The sequence below is a fragment of the Rhodococcus sp. F64268 genome, assembly GCF_023015605.1.
Classification (GTDB): Bacteria; Actinomycetota; Actinomycetes; order Mycobacteriales; family Mycobacteriaceae; genus Rhodococcus.
In genome coordinates, this window is sequence record NZ_JALKAI010000004.1 from 549,956 (window position 1) to 569,115 (window position 19,160).

At 65.3% G+C, this 19,160-nt stretch carries 22 protein-coding genes; 11 read left to right on the forward strand and 11 right to left on the reverse strand.

What is annotated here, in order from left to right; translation table 11 throughout:
* Nucleotides 1-41 precede the first annotated feature (41 nt).
* On the reverse strand, nucleotides 42-1,520 hold the full coding sequence (locus tag MWU77_RS12955) for a DHA2 family efflux MFS transporter permease subunit (RefSeq protein ID WP_247273881.1): 1,479 nt from the start codon (nucleotides 1,518-1,520) through the stop codon (nucleotides 42-44).
* Nucleotides 1,521-1,640: 120 nt separating this feature from the next.
* Here MWU77_RS12955 and MWU77_RS12960 point away from each other — a divergent pair, with 120 nt between their 5' ends.
* From MWU77_RS12960 to MWU77_RS12970, 3 genes are all read left to right on the forward strand, one after another.
* Complete coding sequence (locus MWU77_RS12960; protein WP_169689456.1) at nucleotides 1,641-2,294, forward strand: TetR/AcrR family transcriptional regulator; 654 nt, start codon at nucleotides 1,641-1,643, stop codon at nucleotides 2,292-2,294.
* Nucleotides 2,295-2,459: 165 nt separating this feature from the next.
* The gene (locus MWU77_RS12965; protein WP_169689457.1) at nucleotides 2,460-2,837 is read left to right on the forward strand and encodes a hypothetical protein; all 378 of its coding nucleotides are present in this window, start codon (nucleotides 2,460-2,462) and stop codon (nucleotides 2,835-2,837) included.
* A gap of 87 nt (nucleotides 2,838-2,924) precedes the next feature.
* Nucleotides 2,925-3,332, forward strand: coding sequence for a TIGR03618 family F420-dependent PPOX class oxidoreductase (locus tag MWU77_RS12970; protein ID WP_169689458.1), 408 nt, complete (start codon nucleotides 2,925-2,927; stop codon nucleotides 3,330-3,332).
* 24 nt (nucleotides 3,333-3,356) lie between these two features.
* Here MWU77_RS12970 and MWU77_RS12975 read toward each other — a convergent pair whose 3' ends face one another.
* The 3 genes from MWU77_RS12975 to MWU77_RS12985 form a co-directional block, all read right to left on the reverse strand.
* Nucleotides 3,357-3,944: an HdeD family acid-resistance protein gene (locus MWU77_RS12975; RefSeq protein ID WP_169689459.1), complete on the reverse strand. Its 588-nt coding sequence runs from the start codon at nucleotides 3,942-3,944 to the stop codon at nucleotides 3,357-3,359.
* Nucleotides 3,945-4,161: 217 nt separating this feature from the next.
* Nucleotides 4,162-4,329 (reverse strand): hypothetical protein, encoded by a 168-nt coding sequence (locus MWU77_RS12980; RefSeq protein WP_247273882.1) that lies wholly within the window; start codon nucleotides 4,327-4,329, stop codon nucleotides 4,162-4,164.
* A 456-nt stretch (nucleotides 4,330-4,785) separates the two neighbouring features.
* Nucleotides 4,786-5,229 carry a hypothetical protein gene (locus MWU77_RS12985; RefSeq protein ID WP_247273883.1) on the reverse strand — a complete coding sequence of 148 codons (444 nt, stop codon included), beginning with the start codon at nucleotides 5,227-5,229 and terminating at the stop codon, nucleotides 4,786-4,788.
* Nucleotides 5,230-5,459: 230 nt separating this feature from the next.
* On the opposite strand from MWU77_RS12985, the gene MWU77_RS24720 reads away from it, so the two are divergent.
* Complete coding sequence (locus MWU77_RS24720; RefSeq protein WP_281499319.1) at nucleotides 5,460-5,591, forward strand: hypothetical protein; 132 nt, start codon at nucleotides 5,460-5,462, stop codon at nucleotides 5,589-5,591.
* A 3-nt stretch (nucleotides 5,592-5,594) separates the two neighbouring features.
* Nucleotides 5,595-6,068 (forward strand): hypothetical protein, encoded by a 474-nt coding sequence (locus MWU77_RS12990; protein ID WP_247273884.1) that lies wholly within the window; start codon nucleotides 5,595-5,597, stop codon nucleotides 6,066-6,068.
* Between the two features lie 22 nt (nucleotides 6,069-6,090).
* On the opposite strand, the gene MWU77_RS12995 is transcribed toward MWU77_RS12990, so the two are convergent.
* Nucleotides 6,091-6,603 carry a MarR family winged helix-turn-helix transcriptional regulator gene (locus tag MWU77_RS12995; RefSeq protein ID WP_169689461.1) on the reverse strand — a complete coding sequence of 171 codons (513 nt, stop codon included), beginning with the start codon at nucleotides 6,601-6,603 and terminating at the stop codon, nucleotides 6,091-6,093.
* Nucleotides 6,604-6,673: 70 nt separating this feature from the next.
* On the opposite strand from MWU77_RS12995, the gene MWU77_RS13000 reads away from it, so the two are divergent.
* A complete protein-coding gene (locus MWU77_RS13000) occupies nucleotides 6,674-8,179 on the forward strand; it encodes an FUSC family protein (RefSeq protein ID WP_247273885.1) in 1,506 nt (501 codons plus the stop codon).
* On the opposite strand, the gene MWU77_RS13005 is transcribed toward MWU77_RS13000, so the two are convergent.
* Both MWU77_RS13005 and MWU77_RS13010 read right to left on the reverse strand, forming a co-directional pair.
* On the reverse strand, nucleotides 8,118-8,519 hold the full coding sequence (locus MWU77_RS13005) for an Lsr2 family protein (RefSeq protein WP_247273886.1): 402 nt from the start codon (nucleotides 8,517-8,519) through the stop codon (nucleotides 8,118-8,120). The genes MWU77_RS13000 and MWU77_RS13005 overlap by 62 nt on opposite strands.
* Before the next feature lie 35 nt (nucleotides 8,520-8,554).
* A complete protein-coding gene (locus tag MWU77_RS13010) occupies nucleotides 8,555-9,625 on the reverse strand; it encodes a nucleoside hydrolase (RefSeq protein ID WP_247273887.1) in 1,071 nt (356 codons plus the stop codon).
* Between the two features lie 84 nt (nucleotides 9,626-9,709).
* On the opposite strand from MWU77_RS13010, the gene MWU77_RS13015 reads away from it, so the two are divergent.
* Together MWU77_RS13015 and MWU77_RS13020 are read left to right on the forward strand one after the other, a co-directional pair.
* On the forward strand, nucleotides 9,710-10,519 hold the full coding sequence (locus MWU77_RS13015) for an acyl-CoA thioesterase domain-containing protein (RefSeq protein ID WP_169689465.1): 810 nt from the start codon (nucleotides 9,710-9,712) through the stop codon (nucleotides 10,517-10,519).
* A gap of 30 nt (nucleotides 10,520-10,549) precedes the next feature.
* Nucleotides 10,550-11,200 (forward strand): cyclase family protein, encoded by a 651-nt coding sequence (locus tag MWU77_RS13020; RefSeq protein ID WP_247273888.1) that lies wholly within the window; start codon nucleotides 10,550-10,552, stop codon nucleotides 11,198-11,200.
* Nucleotides 11,201-11,202: 2 nt separating this feature from the next.
* Here the strand turns inward: MWU77_RS13020 and MWU77_RS13025 are convergent, their stop codons facing one another.
* Nucleotides 11,203-11,961 (reverse strand): M50 family metallopeptidase, encoded by a 759-nt coding sequence (locus MWU77_RS13025; RefSeq protein WP_247273889.1) that lies wholly within the window; start codon nucleotides 11,959-11,961, stop codon nucleotides 11,203-11,205.
* Between the two features lie 58 nt (nucleotides 11,962-12,019).
* Between MWU77_RS13025 and MWU77_RS13030 the strand changes: the two genes are divergently transcribed.
* Complete coding sequence (locus MWU77_RS13030; protein WP_247273890.1) at nucleotides 12,020-12,718, forward strand: AzlC family ABC transporter permease; 699 nt, start codon at nucleotides 12,020-12,022, stop codon at nucleotides 12,716-12,718.
* On the forward strand, nucleotides 12,711-13,040 hold the full coding sequence (locus MWU77_RS13035) for a branched-chain amino acid transporter permease (protein WP_169689468.1): 330 nt from the start codon (nucleotides 12,711-12,713) through the stop codon (nucleotides 13,038-13,040). Before MWU77_RS13030 ends, MWU77_RS13035 begins: the two co-directional genes overlap by 8 nt.
* Here the strand turns inward: MWU77_RS13035 and MWU77_RS13040 are convergent.
* Nucleotides 13,010-14,248, reverse strand: coding sequence for a glycosyltransferase 87 family protein (locus MWU77_RS13040; RefSeq protein ID WP_169689469.1), 1,239 nt, complete (start codon nucleotides 14,246-14,248; stop codon nucleotides 13,010-13,012). The two genes, MWU77_RS13035 and MWU77_RS13040, sit on opposite strands and share 31 nt — an antisense overlap.
* 264 nt (nucleotides 14,249-14,512) lie before the next feature.
* Nucleotides 14,513-15,796 carry a GAF domain-containing protein gene (locus tag MWU77_RS13045; protein ID WP_169689470.1) on the reverse strand — a complete coding sequence of 428 codons (1,284 nt, stop codon included), beginning with the start codon at nucleotides 15,794-15,796 and terminating at the stop codon, nucleotides 14,513-14,515.
* 148 nt (nucleotides 15,797-15,944) lie between these two features.
* Between MWU77_RS13045 and MWU77_RS13050 the strand changes: the two genes are divergently transcribed.
* Complete coding sequence (locus MWU77_RS13050; RefSeq protein WP_169689471.1) at nucleotides 15,945-17,765, forward strand: NAD(P)/FAD-dependent oxidoreductase; 1,821 nt, start codon at nucleotides 15,945-15,947, stop codon at nucleotides 17,763-17,765.
* A 112-nt stretch (nucleotides 17,766-17,877) separates the two neighbouring features.
* Here the strand turns inward: MWU77_RS13050 and aztD are convergent, their stop codons facing one another.
* Nucleotides 17,878-19,098 carry a zinc metallochaperone AztD gene (gene aztD, locus MWU77_RS13055; protein ID WP_247273891.1) on the reverse strand — a complete coding sequence of 407 codons (1,221 nt, stop codon included), beginning with the start codon at nucleotides 19,096-19,098 and terminating at the stop codon, nucleotides 17,878-17,880.
* Nucleotides 19,099-19,160: the final 62 nt, after the last annotated feature.

The window sequence follows — 19,160 nt, forward strand, 5'->3', positions numbered from 1 at the left end:
AGACCCACCTGTCGACGAGGCACCTTCGGGAGCGCGCTTCCCTAGACGATGCGAACCTTGTCGTCGTCTTCCACGGGGACCAGGGACTCGGGTCGAGACGATTCGGCTGCTGCCGGGTGGATCTTCGTCGCGGTGAGAATCGCGATCAAGCAGAGCACCCCCGAGATCAGGAATGCCCAGCGGGCTCCCGCCATCTCCGCGGCAGGTCCCGTTTCGGTCGCCTTGGAGGCACCGAATGTCATGGCCGCCACCAACAGTGCGGTGCCGGCAGCTCCGGCCAGCTGCTGGAAGGTGTTCATGATCGCTGAACCGTGGCCGTAGAGGTGGCGCGGTAGCGACGAGAGCGAGGCGGTCAGCAGGGATGTGAGCACGAAGGCCATACCGGCTCCGTACAGGGTGTTGAAGAGCAGCACGTACCAGATCGGGGTGGACGTGGAGACGAAGGCCAGCGCGAACATCGACACGGCCAGGAGGACGGTCGCGGGAAGGACCAGCGGGCGGGGGCCGACGCGATCGAAAGCCCGGCCGACGAAGGGTGCAAGCACCGCCTGGACGAGCCCGGCGGGTAGCAACAACAGTCCGACCTCGAGCGAGTTCATTCCGAGTCCGTGCTGCAGAACCATGGACAGCAGGACCACCGAACCCAAGAGCAGGCCGAAGCCGATTGCCACGGTGATGACGGAGTAGCGGAACGTCGGCACAGAGAAAGGGCGCAGATCCAGTAGTGACGCGCCGCGGTCCTGCAGCATCCGCTGGCGCGCGACGAAGAGCACCAGCCCGACGGCTCCTACCGCAAGGGCTATGGCCGTGGGAATCCATGCGCCTCTCAGTGCGGCCTCCGCGCCCGACAGGGCGTAGACGATGCCACCGAAACCGAACGCGGACAGGACTACCGAGAGCACATCGAGCGGGGCGCGCCGGGGCTCGCCGCCATTGGCGATGAAGGTCAGTCCGATCGGCAGCGTCACGGCGGCGATGGCGACCATCATCCAGAAGATCCAGCGCCAGCCGACCGAACCCAGGATGGCTCCGGAGAGCGTGGGGCCGACGGCCGGGGCGCATGCGATGACGATGGTGTTCATGCCCATGATCGCGCCGCGTCGGGCCGGGGGTACCGAGGTGAGCGTGGTGGTCATGAGCAGCGGCATGATGATCGCGGTGCCGCCGGCCTGGACCACACGGGCAGCGAGCATGACGGGGAAGTTGGGGGCCAACGCGGCGATCAGCGAACCGGCGAGGAACAGTACGAGCGCGCTCGTGAACAGGGCGCGGACCGTGAAGCGTTGCAGGAGAAAGCCGGTCGTCGGGATGACTACGGCCATGGTCAGCAGGAATCCCGTCGAGAGCCACTGGATTGCTGTGGCGTCCACGCCGAAGTCGATCATGAGTTGCGGCATGGCCACTGCCAGGACCGTCTCGTTGAGGATCATGACGAAGGCGGCTACGGCGAGCACGGTGATCGTGCCCTTCACAGCCGGCGCGAGTGCTGTGGGTGCGGCGGTTCGGGCCGTCGTGGTCAAGGAGGTACCTGATTTCCGAGTGGGATGCGGAGACAGGAAATTATGACACACTCTGCCAAGTTGGCGTAATGCGACAGAATGGTGTGGTGCCCCACAGGATCGATGCGGCAGGATGTCGATATGTCTGAATCCGCACCCGCGCGGGGATTGCGCGAGCGCCGCCGTCGCGAGACCACTGCGCTGATCCACCAGGCCGCTGTCGATTGCGTGGAGCGCGATGGGCTGGAGGCGACGACGGTGGCTCGGATCGCGGAGACGGCCGGCGTTTCCGCACGGACCTTCTTCCGTTATTTCCCATCCAAGGAGGCTGCGATCCTGCCCGGGCAGGGCGAACTCAGGGTGGCCCTGCTTGCCCTCGCGGCGAATCACCCCCCGGACGCCGATGCTGCGCTGACTCCCCGGCACGCCGTAGGACGTTTGATGGGCAGGCTCGGAGAACTCATCCGCGACGATCCGATCGATCATCACGAACATCGGCGCATCGGCGCGCTGCTGGATGCGGAACCGGAACTGCGTGCCCATCTCTCGAGCGAGGATGGTGAATTGACCCGTGTCGCCGTCACGGTCCTGCGTGCACTGGCCCCGAGTTTCGACGCGGGCGAAGCGCGACTCCACGCGGAATTGGCTTTCAGCGCCTGGCGTGTGGCGTTGTGGACCTGGGACACGATGGGTTCCACTCCGGAGCATCCGACGCCGTACTCGCGATGGTTGTGGGCGCTGGATCGGATGGCCCCAGCGGTGGCTGCCATGACGTCGTCGGCTGCCGACGGATAGAGGTTGCCGGCGCAACCACGGTTGCCGATGGAGGACGGAGAGATGTGTAGCCTTCCGGAGCCTGGGCGTGTCGGCTGGGTGGCGTGTGACCCGATTGTGGTGTAATGCCAATCACAATGAAATGTGTTTGTGATTTCACCCATTAGTTGTTGACACGTTGGATCCGTGGAGACCTCCGAAAGGCAACTCATGACCGCAGTCCGTCCCGACACATTCGTCTCCCCGGAACCCGTGCGGCCGGGCGCAACCCGACCACGGGTGCTGCTGATCGGGACCCCGGCCAGCCTGGCGGAGCTCACCCGATGGGAACTTGTGCGGCGATGGGCGGTCGAGCACGGGCTCACCCCGACCCGGGAACTCGATGAGCGGGTCGTCTACGCGGTCGCGACCGACAACGTCCTCGACGGACTGTGTACTCCCGCGGAGGCCACGCTGATGCAGCGCGCCAAGTCCTGGGGCGTGCCGTGCAGTGGTGTGGACGAGGCGCTGCGGGATCCGGGGGAGCAGGCCGAACACGGCGGTTTCGCTGCGCTCCCCAAATGACCGTGCGGGAGGCATGGTCTCGAGACCGGTGTTCGCTACGCTCGGGTTTCGAACTCGAACAGACCACCGTCCTGGAGGAGTTTCACCGTGCCGAAGCCCCCGCTTCCCGACGCCGTTGCAGAACTACTCGCTCGTCCCAACCACGCAACGATTGCTTCGTTGCGCGCCAGCGGCCAGCCCGTTTCGGTCCCCACCTGGTACATCTACGAAAACGGCCGCATCCTCGTGAACATGGACGAGGGCCGCAAGCGTCTCGAATATCTCCGCAATGATCCGCGAGTGGCTTTGAGTGCGATGGATCCGGACGACTGGGTCACCCACGTGAGCATTCAGGGCAGGGTCGTCGAATTCGTCGACGACCCCGACCTGACCGACATCGATCGGATCGCACGGCACTACACCGGGCAGCCCTATCATGTTCGCGACCGTAAGCGTGTGAGCGCGTGGATCGAGATCGACCGCTGGCATGCGTGGGGCCGGTTGATGAACGCGTGAGGCCGGCGCCGGGGAGCGGCCTGCTCACATGATGCCGGCCTTCTTGGCGGCGCTGCGAACCTGGAACGACATGACGATCAGCAGGATGCCGAACAGGATCGCGTAGATGCCGAGCAGGACGATCAGGCCGAGGATGCCGGAGCCGGGGAAGATCAGCAGGATCACGCCGAAGATCACTGCAACTACCCCGGCGATCAGCGACCACACCCACCCGGAATCCGGGACCTTACGGAACCGCAGGGCACCGACAATGCCGATGATGCCGAACAGGATTGCGTAGAACGCGATCAGGTACAGCAGTACCAGCGCTGTGATTCCCGGCCAGAACAGCGCGACCAGGCCGGCAACAACCGACAGGATGCCCATGGCCAGCCACAGCCCCCAGCCGTCGAGCGTTGCTCGATCGCGGATGGAATGCCACACGAGGACAACCCCGTCGACGATCGCGTACGCGGCGAATACGACAACGAGGGCCCACACGGTGATCCCCGGCCATACCAGGGCGACGATGCCGAACAGGACCGCGAGGATGCCTCGAATCAGCACCACCCACCACACTGTTTTGAACACCGAACGGAACAGGTCGGATGCTGACTCCGGATTCGCGGACATGACGGCTCCTTGCGTATGACGACGCGATCTTGATGGTCCGATGTTGATGGTCCTCAGAATAGGTCGGCTTACCTTGATCCGCAGGGGAAATCGAGACCGTCATATCGATGGACGAATGCAGCCGTAGTCTCGGGACGTGGCATCGGCACGGATCGGTAACTCGGGTCGACGAATCGATCCACCTCGTCAACGGGATGCGACGAGGTGGGAAGAGTGGTCACACCTGGATAGCCCGCACTGTGAGCAGGAGTCCGAACTCCACATGCTCGTCGTAGCTGATTCTCAGCCGGTGGCCATTCGGTGCGGTGGCCATATACACCTGCTCGCTGCGTTCGAGGTTCGGTCTGCGTACCTCTTCGCGGAACGGTCCGTCATCGATACTCACATTCCATCGGTAAAGCTCCTCGCTCACACCGGACCGCTCCAGCAAGGCATCTCGCGTGGCGTGTGACGCGGTACGAACCATGACAGTTCCGGAGGAGTCCGGGAAGCTCGAGTGCCATTCGCAAGAGACGACATCGTCGTCGCCGGACAGATGCAGTCCCAACTCGGACGCGAAGGGGAGGGCGGAGTCGCAAGGGTCGTTATGAAACGCCCGAGGAATGGTGGAGATACCTGTGATGAGGAGAGCAACCGCAACTGCCCCGCATGTGAGCCACAACCACACGTTACGGACCGAAGAGCCACAAGTTTGCAACCGATCGCGCATCCATCACATCGTACGGGCCGACAAGCACCATGAAATCGGGCCGAGACCACAGGAATAAGCCCGGATGCCATGGCGATCGACTGGACGAGGACCCAGCGCGGGTACCCATCGAAGTGGTCGATTGCGATGACTTCAGGCCTTGTCGTCCTGTGCCGAGGGTCCGCGTGCCCAGAGGCGGACAAGCGCCCACATATTGGCACCCGCGATCACGGCGAACGGCGTCGCGAACACGAGAGTTTCAAGGGCGGACAGTGACGGTGTCCAGCTGTTGGGGTCCTGCTGCCGAATGCCGCCGGAGAGCGCTTCGGTGACACCGGCGTAGGTGAGCGCGGCAGTTGCCAGCAGCGCTGCCGTGCACCCCACCGTCGACAGCAGACGCCCGATACGGAACCGGCGGGACAGCGCTGCGGCCCCACAGAGCGAGACCGCCAGGACCGGCACGATCACCACGGATCCGAACACAGCGACGAAGTACCAATTGCTCAGGACAACGCCAATGGCGGATTGGCGGTGCTCGTCGAGGTAATGCGCGCTGAGCAGGGTTGCGGCTGCGAACAGTATGGGTAGCAGAGCCACCACCGTGATCCACAGAGTCTCGTGTGGCCGGTGTTGTGCCCGTGATCGCGGTGCACGGTTGCTGGCAGCTGGCCACGGCGGTTCAGGAGCGTGGCTCCCGCTCTGACCTGTCACTGCAGCGTCAACGCCAGCACAGACGCGACGACGGAGTCGCTCCGCCACAGTTCGAGGTCCTCGATCGTCCACAGTGTCGTCATTTCGGTCCTGCCCATACGAGAAGTCTTCTATCGATGACATGGACTCGAGACGGCGACACGCCCGACGGCATTGACGACATGAAAGGATTCGCCCCGTACGACGCGCTGTCATTGCAGCGCCGGCTACGACCCGGAACCGCCGGGACCGAGCGTCTGGAGGAGTAGCACGTGTGGCCCGAACATTGGCCGACGATCACCCGGCAGATCGCCACTGAGACCGACGCCGCGGTGACCGCGGCCCGCAGCGAGGCGGTGCTCGCGTTCGACGAAGCGCTCGCCGAGCTGGTCGCGTTTCCGTACGAGCAGGTCACCGCGGTGCACGCGGGGATGGTGCGCGAGTTGCTCGAGGAGCTTCACCCGGACGGATTGACGGGTGAGGATGTCCAGAGCGTGCTCGAGCGAGCCCTTCGGCACGGGATGCGCTGGCTGCCGTCGCTGCAGCCCGACGCGGTGGTTGCCGTGCTCACCGGCACCTTGGGTGTGCACGACGAGGAAGCGCCGAAAGTGCGACCGGCCGACTACCTGAGCGCGGGTGTACTGGTGCTCGCCGACCTTCTTGCCGCGCGCCGATCTACGCCGGGCCCGTATCTGCGACGTGCTGTCGCCGAGATCGAGCGGTCCGAGACCATGGAAATGCCCTGACCGACACTGTCCCGGGCGCGCGTCAGCGCAGCGTCTGCTCTTCGACATTGCGCGCGATGCGCTGCAGCAGTCCGGTGAGCACGTCGAGTTCGTCGTCGCTGAGTCCGTCGAGCATCTTCTTCTCGCTTGCGACGCGGCGCGGAAGTTCCCGCTCGACGACCTCGCGCCCCTCATCGGTCAGCGAGAGCAGGACCACGCGTCCGTCGCGTTCGAGACGCTGACGTTCGATCAGGCCGATCTTCACGAGTCGTTCGGTGTGCTTGGTGGTGGAGGCCCCCGAGATGCCGGTGACGGAGGTGACCTCGCTGGCACGTAGTGGGTGTTCACTGCGTGCGAGTGCGCTGAGTACCTCGAATTCGGTGCGTCCGACGCCGCTCGGCTCGAGTTCTTTCTCGAGCTGCGCAAGCGCGAGCGAGCCGATTCTGGTGATACGGCCGATCACGTCGATTGCGCGGAGATCGAGTTCGGGGTAGCGGGCCGCCCACGCGTGACGTATGCGTTCGACGTAGTCGGGCGGGGTGGGGTGCGTGGGCATGTGTGCATTCTAACGTCCGAGAACCAACAACTTCGTAGATATTTTACCTGTGAAGTATTAACCTGGAATCATGCTTCCGACACGCCGACTCTCCGACCGCGACCGCCTCCGTGATTCGGGCGGCGCTCTGGCGCATTCGGTGTCGGCCACCGCGTGGCGGGAAGCTCTCGAGATACGCAGGGGTGATCCCACGATCGCTGTGGCCGTTCGTGTCGGCGTCGCCACCTTGATCGCGCTGGTCGGGGGTGGCCTGCTCGGCCACCCGGAAGTTGCGGGATTCGCCGCGCTGGGTGCGCTCTGTTCGGCCTTTCTCCGCTACGAACCGTTTCCGAGGCTCGCCACGAAGCTTGCGTGCGTTGCCGGCGGACTCATCGCTTTCACCGCATTCGGTGCCACGCTCGGCGCCGTGGGGCTGCCGATGTGGTTGCAGATTCTTCTTCTGTCGGGAGCTGCCGGCGTATCGTTCTGGCTGCTCACAGCCTTCCGTCTCACTGGCCCCGGCCCCGTGATCCTCATCTTCGCCGCAGCTGGTGCGGCCGGTTTCGCCCACAGTGCTGCGGACGTGGGTCTCGTCACCGCTGCAGCCGCCATCGGTTCGATGGTCGGTTGGACTATCGCGATGCTCCCCGCGCTGTCGCACCCGCAGAGTCCGGCGCGAGTCGCAGTTGCCCGTGCGCTGGCCTCTGTTTCTGCGCTCGAAAGTGTCGCGGTGGAATCCGACGGCGCGGCAGAAGTTGCTACGGCCCGCCGGAACATCGCCGCTGCCCGTGAGGTGATCGCCCTCGGTGGCGACCGCCGGATACGAACTCACAGCCGCGAGCTGCTCGCACTGCTCGACGCCGCCGAGAACGTGCTCGACAGTGGGTCCCACGACACGGTGCGTGCGCGGCGCGACGACTTCCGCCGGTTCGAGACGGAATTGCGCAAGGTGCGGCGCGACATCGACATTCCCCGAATCGATGCGGAGGGGGTCGTGGTCGGCGGTGCCGGAGTTGCCGGGCGCTTCTGGGGTTTCGTCGGAGACGGTGTTCGGCGCCTACGCGATGGCGAGATTCTGATGGGCGTCGCACGGGTTGCGATCGCGTCTCTGCTTGCGGGATGGTTTGCCGCCGCCGTCGGTATGGACCATCCACTCTGGGCGACGATGGGCGCGATGGCTGCACTACAGGGCGTGAACTACCGCCATACCGTGCAGCGTGCGATCCAACGACTGATCGGCAATGCGTTCGGAGCGATGCTTGCTGCGGTGCTGCTCGTGCTGGATCCGGGCTACTGGCCGCTGGTCGTCGTCATCGTGGTGCTCCAGACGGCCACCGAAATGTTCGTCACGCGAAATTACGCGCTCGCGTCCGTGTTCGTCACCGCGATGGCACTGATGCTGACCGGTCTGGGAACCGGTCTCGGTCCCGACGTCGCACTCAGCCGCGTCGGCGACACCTTGATCGGCGTTGTGGTCGGTGTGATCGTCGCCGCGCTGACCCTCCAGCGCGGCGACCGTGCTCACCTGACCGAGGTCACGCGTGAGCTGCCTCGAAACTCTCGAGAATGTGCGACGGAATTCGTCCGCGTGAACTGACATCGAAGCCCTGGCCCCGTGCCCAATGACGCACCGCGGCCAGCTGCTCGGGTGAGCGACCGGGAATCACCTTGCGATCGCGTGGCTTTCGCTTCCGTGCCGGAGTGGGTGCCGCTACTTGGGCTGTGGGAGGGATGCTGGGTAGCTTCGGTGTCCGATTGCGCTTCGACTCGTTGAGCCATGGCTGCAGAACGGCCCAGAACTTGTCTGCGTTGGAGGGACGAAGATCGATCTCGTATTCCACGTCGTCGACCGTGATCCGGAATGATTGCGCCAGACCGTCGGTAATCGGTTCGCCGTCGATGTCGTCGTAATACTCGACACGCACCTGCTGCGCCACACTGTCTCCTTGTCCCCGAACTTTCAACCAAGACGCTAGTTGTTACTGAAGGGTAGCTTCAAATTCCGGGCAAATGCACCAACCCGGGCGACGAAGTGCTCGAAGAATGCCTCGGGCCGGGTGCCGGTCACGATATCCGCGTTCGGTTCGCGCCCCCACATGCCCGCCCAGTCGGCGATCGTGGTGCCACGGGTGAGGCGTCCCTCCAACTCGACATCCACGGTCGCGGGCTTGGTCGTGTACTGAATGGTTCCCAGCGCCACGGCTGCCGCGAACGGATCGTGCACGTGCGCGAGGAACCCGAGATTCTGGTCGCGGTGGAACTCCATGTAGAAGCGAAGGGAATCCGACAGGTGACGCACCACCATGTTCGACGCCCGAGACCGCAGCCCCCGCGGATCGTCGGGCGACAGTACTTCGGCAGGAAGGCTTTCCGCTTCCTCCGCGATCCTCGCCACATGCACGGCGTGCATCTCGATGGTCTCGGTGACGTCCAGCGGACACACGATCGGACGCTGCGAGTCGGGTAGACCGGAGAACGCATCGAACACTTCGCGCGCGGCCTCCGGGTCGACCGCCACATTCCATTCGGACGTCGGCGTCGTGTTTCCGGGATGGTTGAAACAACCGCCCATGATCACCAGTCGGCGCAGTCGTCTCGGAAGGTCCGGGTCCATCCGTATCGCCAGCGCGAGATTCGTCATCGGCCCGGTCACTAGTCCGGTCAGCTCGCCCGGGTGTGTGCGTGTGAGCTCGACCCATGCCTCGGCTGCGTTGCGTGCCGACGGCGCGCGCGATGCCGGCGGAAGCTCGGCGTACCCGACCCCCAGCGGTCCGTGGGTGTCCTCGGTGGTCATCAACGGTGCGACGAGCGGAACCTGCGCCCCGACCGCGACCTCGATGTCGGATCTGCCGCACATTTCAAGCACCGCAAGGGTATTCGCGGTCACCTGATCGACGGGAACATTTCCGGCCGTGCACAACACCGCAGCGATGTCGGCGTCCGGGCTCGCGAGCAGATACAGCAGCGCAAGGGCATCATCGATGCCGGTGTCCACGTCGACGACGAGTCGAGCCGGTGTGTTCGGGAGGTCGGGGGAGCCCACAGCACACATCTTGCGACATCGCATCGGCATCGTGCACCCGGGGGTCCCGGTCTGCCGCCGATCCCGGCTTGGGAACATTCGACGATGCAGAAGAAGGCCTGGGGATTTTTCACGGACGCCGAGGGCACATACCTGCCCACCAAGTACGCCGAGAGTCCGTGGTCGTCCACGATGCTCGCGGGGCCGTGCGTGTGCGGGCTGATCGCCCGCGAGCTCGAGAACCTGCACGGCGACGACACGATGGTGCCCGCGCGCCTGACCGTCGACCTGTTCAAGCCGGTCCGCAACGCCGAGATCCGATTCACCACCACGCGCGTGCGCGACGGTAACCGGATCCGTGTCGCCGATGCGCTGCTGAAGCAGGGGGACGACATCTCCGCCCGCGCGACCGTCGTCTTCCTGCGGCCATCGGAGCAGCCGCCGGGTGTGGTGTGGGTCCGTGAGGACCGGCCGGAGCCGCCCGCGGAAACCCCCGCCGATCCGGAGACCGGATTCGTCTTCCCCACCTGGTTCGGTAGCGACGCTCATCCCGACGGGTGGTCGACCACGCGATCCGAACACCAGAACGCGAGTCGCAAGCGCTTGTGGGCGCGCCAGCTGCCCGTCGTCGTCGGGGAAGAAATGTCGCCGTTCGTGCGCACCGCGACGGTCGGGGAGGCAACGAGCCTGGTGACCAACTGGAGCGACCGCGGTGTGGGATTCATCAACGCCGACCTCACCATCACACTGTCACGGCTACCCGTCGGACCGGAAGTGGGTGTCGAGGCCGACCACCACATCAGCTCCGACGGCATCTCCGTCGGCACGTCGGTGCTGTTCGATCGACTCGGGCCGTTCGGTTCCGGAACGGTGACCGCACTGGCCGATCCGCACCGGCAGGTCGATTTCGGCTGAGGGCGACGATGCCGAACTAGCATGTGCGCCATGCGAGTAGTGCGGGTCATCGACCTCAGTCACCCGGTGTCGCCGAGCACGCAGGTGTATCCGGGAGACCCGACACCCGTATTCACGTCGCACGCGAGCATCGCCGGCGACGGCTACAACCTGCTGCACATCGCGATGGGGTCGCAGACCGGCACCCACGTCGACGCACCGCGACACATCCGCGACGACGGCGACTCCGTCGAATTGCTCCCGCTCACCGCGTTCGTGGGCCGAGGCGTGGTACTTGACGTGCGCGGACGCGTCGGCCCGGGCGAGCTGATCACTCCGGACCTGTGGGGTGAGATCGAACTCCGCTCGGGCGACATCGCCGTCGTGCACACGGGCTGGTCGGAGTATTTCGGTACCGATGAGTACTTCCGGCATCCGGCGCTGAGCCCGGACGCCTGCCGGTGGTTGCTGGCCCGCGGTGTGCGCACCATCGGCATCGACGCCCCGAGTATCGATCCGACGGGCGACGAGATACTTGCCGCGCACCACGTGATCGCCGATGCGGGCGGCGTGATCTGTGAGAATCTGACGAACCTCGCGGGGATCGATTTCGACGACCCGCTGGTGAGCCTGCTGCCGATTCCGTTCGAGGGCGCCGACGGGGCGCCTGTGCGCGCGGTGGCGATGCAGCTCGCGCAGTGAAGTCAGGGCAGGTGCGTCACCACGACACGAGCCGTCCCGTACACCGCGGTCCCCGCCGTGATCAGGCCGAACACCACGATCCACACACCTGCCGGGATCCGCGTCAGCCACCTCAGCTGATCGGCGTCCGAGCCCTGGCCACGTCCTCGCATGTGAGTACTGGCGAGCTCGAACACCGGACGCGTCGCGCCGAGCAACAGGACCCAGGTGATCAGATACGCGGCCGCGTAGCGCACGACCGGATCACCGAGATATGCCGCGGCACCCACGATCGCACCCGCGACCACGACGGAGAAAAATCCGTACAGATTGCGAATCAACAGGAGCAATAGCGCCAACGCAGCGAGAATCGACCACAACACCGCCGCCGGCCGGTTCAGGGTCAGCAGTGTGGCCGCGGCGAAACCGAGCACCGCCGGGCCGGTGTACCCCGCGAACGCCGTCGCGACCATGCCGGGGCCGCGCGGGTTTCCCGACGACACCGTCACCCCCGACGTGTCGCTGTGCAATCGGATGCCTGACAGCTTGCGTCCCACCAATGCCGCGACGAGCGCATGAGAACCCTCGTGCGCCTGCGTGATCACGTGGCGGGTCTTGAGCCACAGGGGCCGGACCGTCACGAGGATCAGCGCGATCGCTGCTGTGACCACCACCATCACTGTCGACGCGGGTTCGTCGACGGTCGTGACAGCCTGCCACGCGGATTCCACCGCGTTCGTGAACGAGGCTGCGTTCGTGGACGAATCGGGACTCGACGCCACTGGTCACCTTTCGTCGGGTACGGGTGAGGCACGACACGTCGCCGGCCTCGATAGCCTCATGAGCATGCCTGACAGTCGTGCCATCGCGGTCCGCGCGGGTATCGCGGACTCGTGGGCCGTCGGACTCGGACTGATTCCGCTCGGCCTCGCGTTCGGGGTGGTGCTCACCCAGGGCGGCTTCGACTGGTGGTGGGCGCCGATCTTCTCGATCGTGATCTACGCCGGCTCGATGGAATTCCTGGCGATCGGTCTCGTCAGCGCGGTGACACCGTTCGCATCGATCGCGGCGGCGACGCTGCTCGTGAACTTCCGGCACGTGTTCTACGGTCTGTCGTTTCCCCTGCACTCGATCGGCAGCAGAATCGGCCGCCTCTACGCCGTCTACGCGCTCACCGACGAGTCCTACGCGATCATTGCGCCGAAGGCCGGTCAGGATCTGTCCGGCACCCGCGTGCTGACCGTGCAGGTGTTGTGCCAGGCCATGTGGGTGGTGTCGGGCACTGTCGGCGCACTCATCGGTGCGGTGCTGCCCGCAGGCCTCACGGGCCTCGAGTTCGCGCTCACCGCATTGTTCACGGTGCTCGCGATCGACGCGTTCCGTGTCAACCGCGACGTTCCGGCCACGGTGCTCGCGGTGGTGTGCGGGCTGGTGGCGATGTTGATCGCGAAGGAACAGATGCTTGTCGTCGGACTCGGATTGTTCGTCGCGTGTCTGCTCGCGAGGTTCGTCTATCGGAACAGGGCTGCCAGTGCCTGAATCGGTACCCGGCGCCGGATATGTGCTCGGCGCGCTGCTGGTGATGTTCGTCGTGACGGTCGCGCTGCGCGCCGCGCCATTCGTGGCGCTGTCCGCCCTGAAGCATTCGGCCGTCGTCGACTTTCTGGGCCGGACGATGCCCGTCGGCGTCATGATCATCCTCGTCATGTACACGCTGCGGGACGTGGGTGCGACGACGTGGCTCCCCGCGACGATCGGGTTGTCCGGCACGATCGCGATGCACCTGTGGCGGCGCAACGCGGCACTGAGCACCGTGGCAGGGACCGGCCTCTACTTGGTGGCGTCGGCCTTCTGGAGCTGAGCGTCCGCTGTCGGGATGGTGACCGGCGGGATCGGGGTCATGATCTCGCCGCGGCGGGTGCGTGCGGCGAAGACCGCGGCGACGAACACGACGACCGCGATGATGGCCTGCGAGTTGCCGAGGGTCTCGAGCACCATCTGTTCCACCCAGCCGCGCGACGACGCATCGGTGAGCAGCTTGTTGGGCCCGAACAGGAAGATCAACGTCGCGGGCACGAGTACGGGCCACCAGCGGCGGTAGCGCGGGGCGACGAGCAGCGGCACCAGGAACAGCGAATACACCCAGTGGTGGGTGACGGCGATCGGTGCGGCGAGCAGCGTCGCGAGGCCCACCAGGGCGAGGGCGGGCACGGTTTCTCCTGCGCGGAGGAAGCGGTGCGCGGCCCACGCGGTCGCGGCGACGATGAGCGCGGCGCCGATGATCCACAGGATCTTGCTGGTGCCCTCGGAGAATCCGAACCGGGCGATCAAGCCGGTGAGTGCCTGGTTGCGGAAGAATTCCTGGTCGCCGGCGCGGTCGGTCGCGAAGAATTCTTCGGTCCAGAAGAACACCGAGGAGTCGGGTCGCAGCCAGTAGCCGAACGCGACCGTCGCGAAGAACGCGCCGAACGCCCGGGCCACCGACGGGATGTCCTTGCGGAGCAGGAGCAACAGACCGAACGCGGCGGGCGTCACCTTGATTGCTGCGGCCACTGCGATACCGACCCCGCGGAAGCGGGCGGGAATCACGCCGAGGACGTCGGCGACCACGAGTGCCATGAGGATGATGTTGATCTGGCCGAACGCGAAGTTCGACCGGAACGGCTCGAGCAGAAGGACCACACCGAGGGAGGCGGACGCGACGAGGCTCGCGCGGGTGACGTCGAGGCGCTGGTAGACGACCTTGAGGATCCACCACACCAGGGCGATGAGACCGGCTGTCCACAGCACCTGCAATGTTGTGCTGCCGACCATCGCCATCGGCGCGAACAGGAACGCGGCGAACGGTGGGTAGATGAATCGGAAGCCCGAGTGGCTGTAGAAGCCCTCCGTGTACAGGGGGGTGTGGTGAAGGAAGGCGTACCCGGCGTCGCGGAAGACGTCGAGATCCATGAGGTATTCGGTGAACGCGTCCTGGACATATCCCGCCACCGCGTACGCCGTGACCAACAGTCCGATGGCGATCAGTGCGGAGTGCACGGGCCTTGCGCGGACTTCGGACAACAGCACGGGGTAGACCTCCGGGGACGACGACGTTTCGGGATCCCGTCGGGGCGACCCCGTGGTCACGTTACACAAACGTTGTACGGCGCAGCCGAGTCCGGACGGTTCTGCCACATAAGCTGTTCGGTTTATCCCTTTCAGGCGTTTTCCGAAGGCTTGATACGGAGGCGTATCCGATATATACCTATTTATCGTATATTTGCTAGATATAGGTAGAGACTCCGATAGCGCGTACTCCACCTATGAATATCCAGGTGTATCGGCCTATCGCTAGACTGCCGAATACTTCTCCGAGATCCGGGTTCGCACGCCGAAACCGGCACAGTGCAGCACGAATGCAGATTCGCTCACGTCCTCGGCTCCGCAGAGATCCAACGACAATTCCACCGACTCGGCCAGACGATAAGGCCTGCTATCCACGACCGAGCCCAACGCACGGCGCAACCGCGACACCTCCGCGCGTACCGCAACGGCGTGATCAGCATCGCCGAACAGCGTGTGGCTCAACTCCGTCACCGACATCCCGATTCGGCCACGCATCTGTAACAGCAGCAGGATCTCAGCGTGTCGGACCGTCACAGCGCTGCGCCACTGACGCCCCGTGCCCGTTACCTCGACGGTCGGTGACGATGACAGCCGCAACGTCATGCGGATCGTCGCCGCAGATTCGGACGGCCTGATCAACCATCCGTGCGACAACTGCTCCGGCACGCACAGTCCGAGACCGGGCACTGTCAGGGCGCGGTCGGTACGGGGAGCACCGACGCGACGGGTCGCGGCGACCCCGGACGCGTGCGCGACCCAACCGTGATCGTCGACCAGCAGAACCGGACCGCTGACCGCCGCCAGCAGGGGCGCGGCCTCGGTGCGCAGACGATCGAGTCGTTGTTCGTGCTGCCGCCACAACTGCGATTCGGCGAGGCGCACCGCGGTGTCGACCAACGCTCCGATTGCGGGATGCAGCGTCATGGCCGGCCCGCTGACGTCGACGATGCCCAGCAGATCGCCACTGATGGGGTCATGTATCGGCGCTGCCGTGCAGTACCAGGGGTGTTGCGACTGCTCGAAATGTTCGCCGGAGAACAACTGCACCGGCGCGGTCTCGGCCAGCGCGGTGCCGATCGCGTTGGTGCCCACCTTCTCTTCCGTCCAGACGGACCCCACGCAGAACCCCAGCGCATCGGCCCGCGACCGCACGCGTGCCGAACCGCTGCGCCACAGGATGACGCCGTCCGCGTCCGTCACGACGAGCAACATCTGTGAAGCGTCGGCAACCGGCGAGATCACCTGTTCGAGGTCGCCGATGATCGAGGCCAGCGGCGACGACCGCCGACGCTGTTCGATCTCCTCTGGCGAATACGGAACGCGCACGTTGCTGCCCACTGGGTCGAGACCTGTGCGCAGGACTCGAGACCACGACCGGGCGACAACGCTGCGCGGCTGCATCGTCGGCTTACCGCCACCGATGACCGTGTCGTGCATCCGCATCAGGTCGCGGGCGTAGCGGGACAGATCGGTGCCGGGTGTGATCGCGCTGAACGTACTCCTGTCCATCCGCGTCACTGTCCCTCCGTGTTCCTGCTGGTCTCCGCAGCATAGGTCCCACGTTGTGTCGCGCGCCACACGCAACGTGATGCAACGCTTGCCGCGCCGCTGCATCGAGAGTGTGCTGGATCACATCAACGACCGGAAAGGATCGGCCATGACCGACATTCTCGAGCACCCCTCGGATCGCGTCACCGGCCCGCAGCAGCGGGTCGATGTATGGCTGCGAGATTTCGAAGCGGCGCTCGCTGCACGTGACGTCGAGGCGGCCGCAGGCATGTTCGCCACCGACAGCTTCTGGCGTGATCTCGTGTCCTTCACCTGGAACCTCAAGACTGTCGAGGGACGCGACGGTGTCGCCGGGATGCTGCGCGAACGCCTCGCCGATACCGATCCCAGCGGCTTCCGCACCACCGAGACGCCGACCGAGGACGACGGCGTGGTCAGCGCCTGGATCGCTTTCGAGACCGCCGTCGGTCGCGGCGAGGGGCACCTGCGTCTGAACGACGAGGGCGCGTGGACGCTGCTCACCACGCTCCAAGAGTTGAAGGGGCACGAGGAAGGGAAGAAGGAACGCCGCCCGCGCGGAACGAAGCACGGCGCCGACCGCCACCGCGTCACGTGGTCGGAACAGCGCGAAGCGGAGGAACGCGAGCTCGGTTACAAGACTCAGCCGTACGTCGTCATCGTCGGTGGTGGCCAGGGCGGTATCGCGCTCGGCGCGCGGATGCGTCAGCTCGGGATACCGGCGCTCGTCCTCGACAAGTACGACCGCCCGGGCGACCAGTGGCGCGGCCGGTACAAGTCGCTGTGCCTGCACGACCCCGTCTGGTACGACCACCTTCCGTACCTGCCGTTCCCCGAGAACTGGCCGGTGTTCGCGCCGAAGGACAAGATCGGCGACTGGCTCGAGATGTACACCCGCATCATGGAAGTGCCGTACTGGTCGAAGACGTTGTGCACGTCGGCGTCGTACGACGATGCGGCCGGCGAGTGGACCGTGAACGTCGAGCGCGACGGAGAACCGCTCGTGCTGCGGCCCAAGCAACTCGTGATCGCGACGGGTATGTCGGGTAAACCGAACATTCCGAGCTTCCCCGGCATGGACCGTTTCCAAGGCGACCAGCACCATTCGAGTGCGCATCCGGGACCGGACGCCTACGCGGGCAAGAAGGCGGTGGTGATCGGAGCCAACAACTCCGCACACGACATCTGCGGTGCGCTCTGGGAGGTCGGCGCCGACGTGACCATGGTGCAGCGCTCGTCGACGCACATCGTCAAATCAGATTCGCTCATGGACCTCGGACTCGGCGACCTCTACTCCGAACGTGCACTCGCCAACGGCGTGACCACGCACAAGGCCGATCTGACGTTCGCATCGCTGCCGTACCGGATCATGCACGAGTTCCAGATCCCGGTCTATCAGAAGATTGCCGAACGCGACGCCGACTTCTACGACCGCTTGGAAAAGGCCGGATTCCTTCATGATTGGGGCGACGACGGATCGGGCCTGTTCATGAAATACCTGCGCCGCGCGTCAGGTTATTACATCGACGTCGGAGCCTCCGAGCTCGTCGCGAACGGCGACATCAAGCTCGCCCACGGCAACGTGCGGGAGCTGACCGAGCACTCCGTCATCCTCGAGGACGGCACTGAACTCGAAGCCGACCTCGTCGTGTACGCGACGGGATACGGCTCGATGAACGGCTGGGTCGCCGACCTGATCGGTCAGGACGTCGCCGACAAGGTCGGAAAGTGCTGGGGCCTGGGCTCGGACACCACCAAGGACCCGGGGCCGTGGGAGGGCGAGCAGCGCAACATGTGGAAGCCCACGCAGCAGGACGGGCTGTGGTTCCACGGCGGAAATCTGCATCAGTCGCGGCACTATTCGCTCTATCTCGCCCTCCAGCTCAAGGCGCGGTACGAGGGAATCCCGACGCCTGTCTACGGGCTCCAGGAAGTCCACCACTTAAGCTGACGGATACGCAGCCGCGCGGTGCGGTGGCAGATACCGCCTGTCGACCGGGTGCGTCTGCCACCGCATCGAGCGGTTGCGCTTCCCCTCGCTTCGCTCGCCCCGACTGTGGAGGTCAGGGGATGCTGATCTCGTTGGGGGTGTGCGGCAGGGTCGTCGTGCGGATCCCGCCCGACTCGAGGTCGACGGCGTGCAACTCGTCGTTCGCCGGATCGGTGACGTACGCGGTGTGGCCCTGCACTTCCAATGCTGGTCGCGGCGACTGCCACTCGTCGGGCTCGGTCCACGGGTCGAGGACTGCGATGCGGTCGACGACATCACCCGTCTCAGGGTCGATCACGTGCAGCGCACCGTCGGTACCGAGCACCAGTGCCTCGCCGTGCGGCCCCCGTCCCAGCGAGCGGAACGTGTAACTCGTCCCCAGATCCACGAGTTTCATCTGCGCGGTGCGGGTGTCGACGAGCGCAACTCGTTCGGGGCGTTCGAGCTCGGCGTCGGGGTCGGTCTTGTAGTCGCCCAGCACGATCGGTGACTCGTCGGATCCGGCCTGGTTCCCGAGCCGTCCGTACGGGTCGGGGGCGGTGACCTTCGTGAAGGTGCCGTCGCGGAAGGTCACCATGCCGTCCTCACATCCGAACACGACCGAGTCGGCTGCGACGGCTTCTCCGTGGACTCCGGTGCACTCGTCGGTTCGCGCGACTTCGTTGCGGTCGACGTCGAGAAGAACAACGCTGCTGCGGCTTTCGCCATCGCCCTCGGTGACGAGGAGTGATCCGTCTTCGAGTGGCACGGCGACACCGTGGTGGGCGTCGGGTGTCGTGTACGTATCCGTGTCGGGGCGTGGGCCGCTGGGGTCGAGTTCGTCGGAATCGAACAGTGCGATATTTCCTGTGCCGTCGTCGAACAGTGCGGTTGTGCCCGCGTGGGCGACGATGTGGCCGGGCTTGTCGGCGGGAAACGTCAGGTCGGTGAGCGCCGGTGTTCCTGCGAAGTGGTGGCTGTGGTCGCCGTGGGCGTCGCTCCAACTGCCCGTGTCCAAGGCGCGAAAGCCTCCGGCGGTGGAAACGAACACGTGGCGGTCGTCGCCCGCGGGACCGAGTCGGTTGAATCCGTCGAGTGGCAGATTCGCGACGATGTCGAGTTCTGTCGCGTCGACGACGAGGATGCCGCCGTCGTAGGTGAGGGCCAATCGCGGCTCGGGTGAGGTGACCTCGACGGCCGGTGCTGCGTTGATCGGTGCGGCATCGGCTGGCTGGGGCGATGAGGAGCAGCCTGCAACCAGTGCGGCTGCGAGCGCTGCAGACAGCGCGAGGCTGCCGTGGTGGATCGGTTTCATGGTGAGAATTCAGTCATTAATGAAAATGAATGTCAAAGTATATAATGCGTACTCTTGCATTC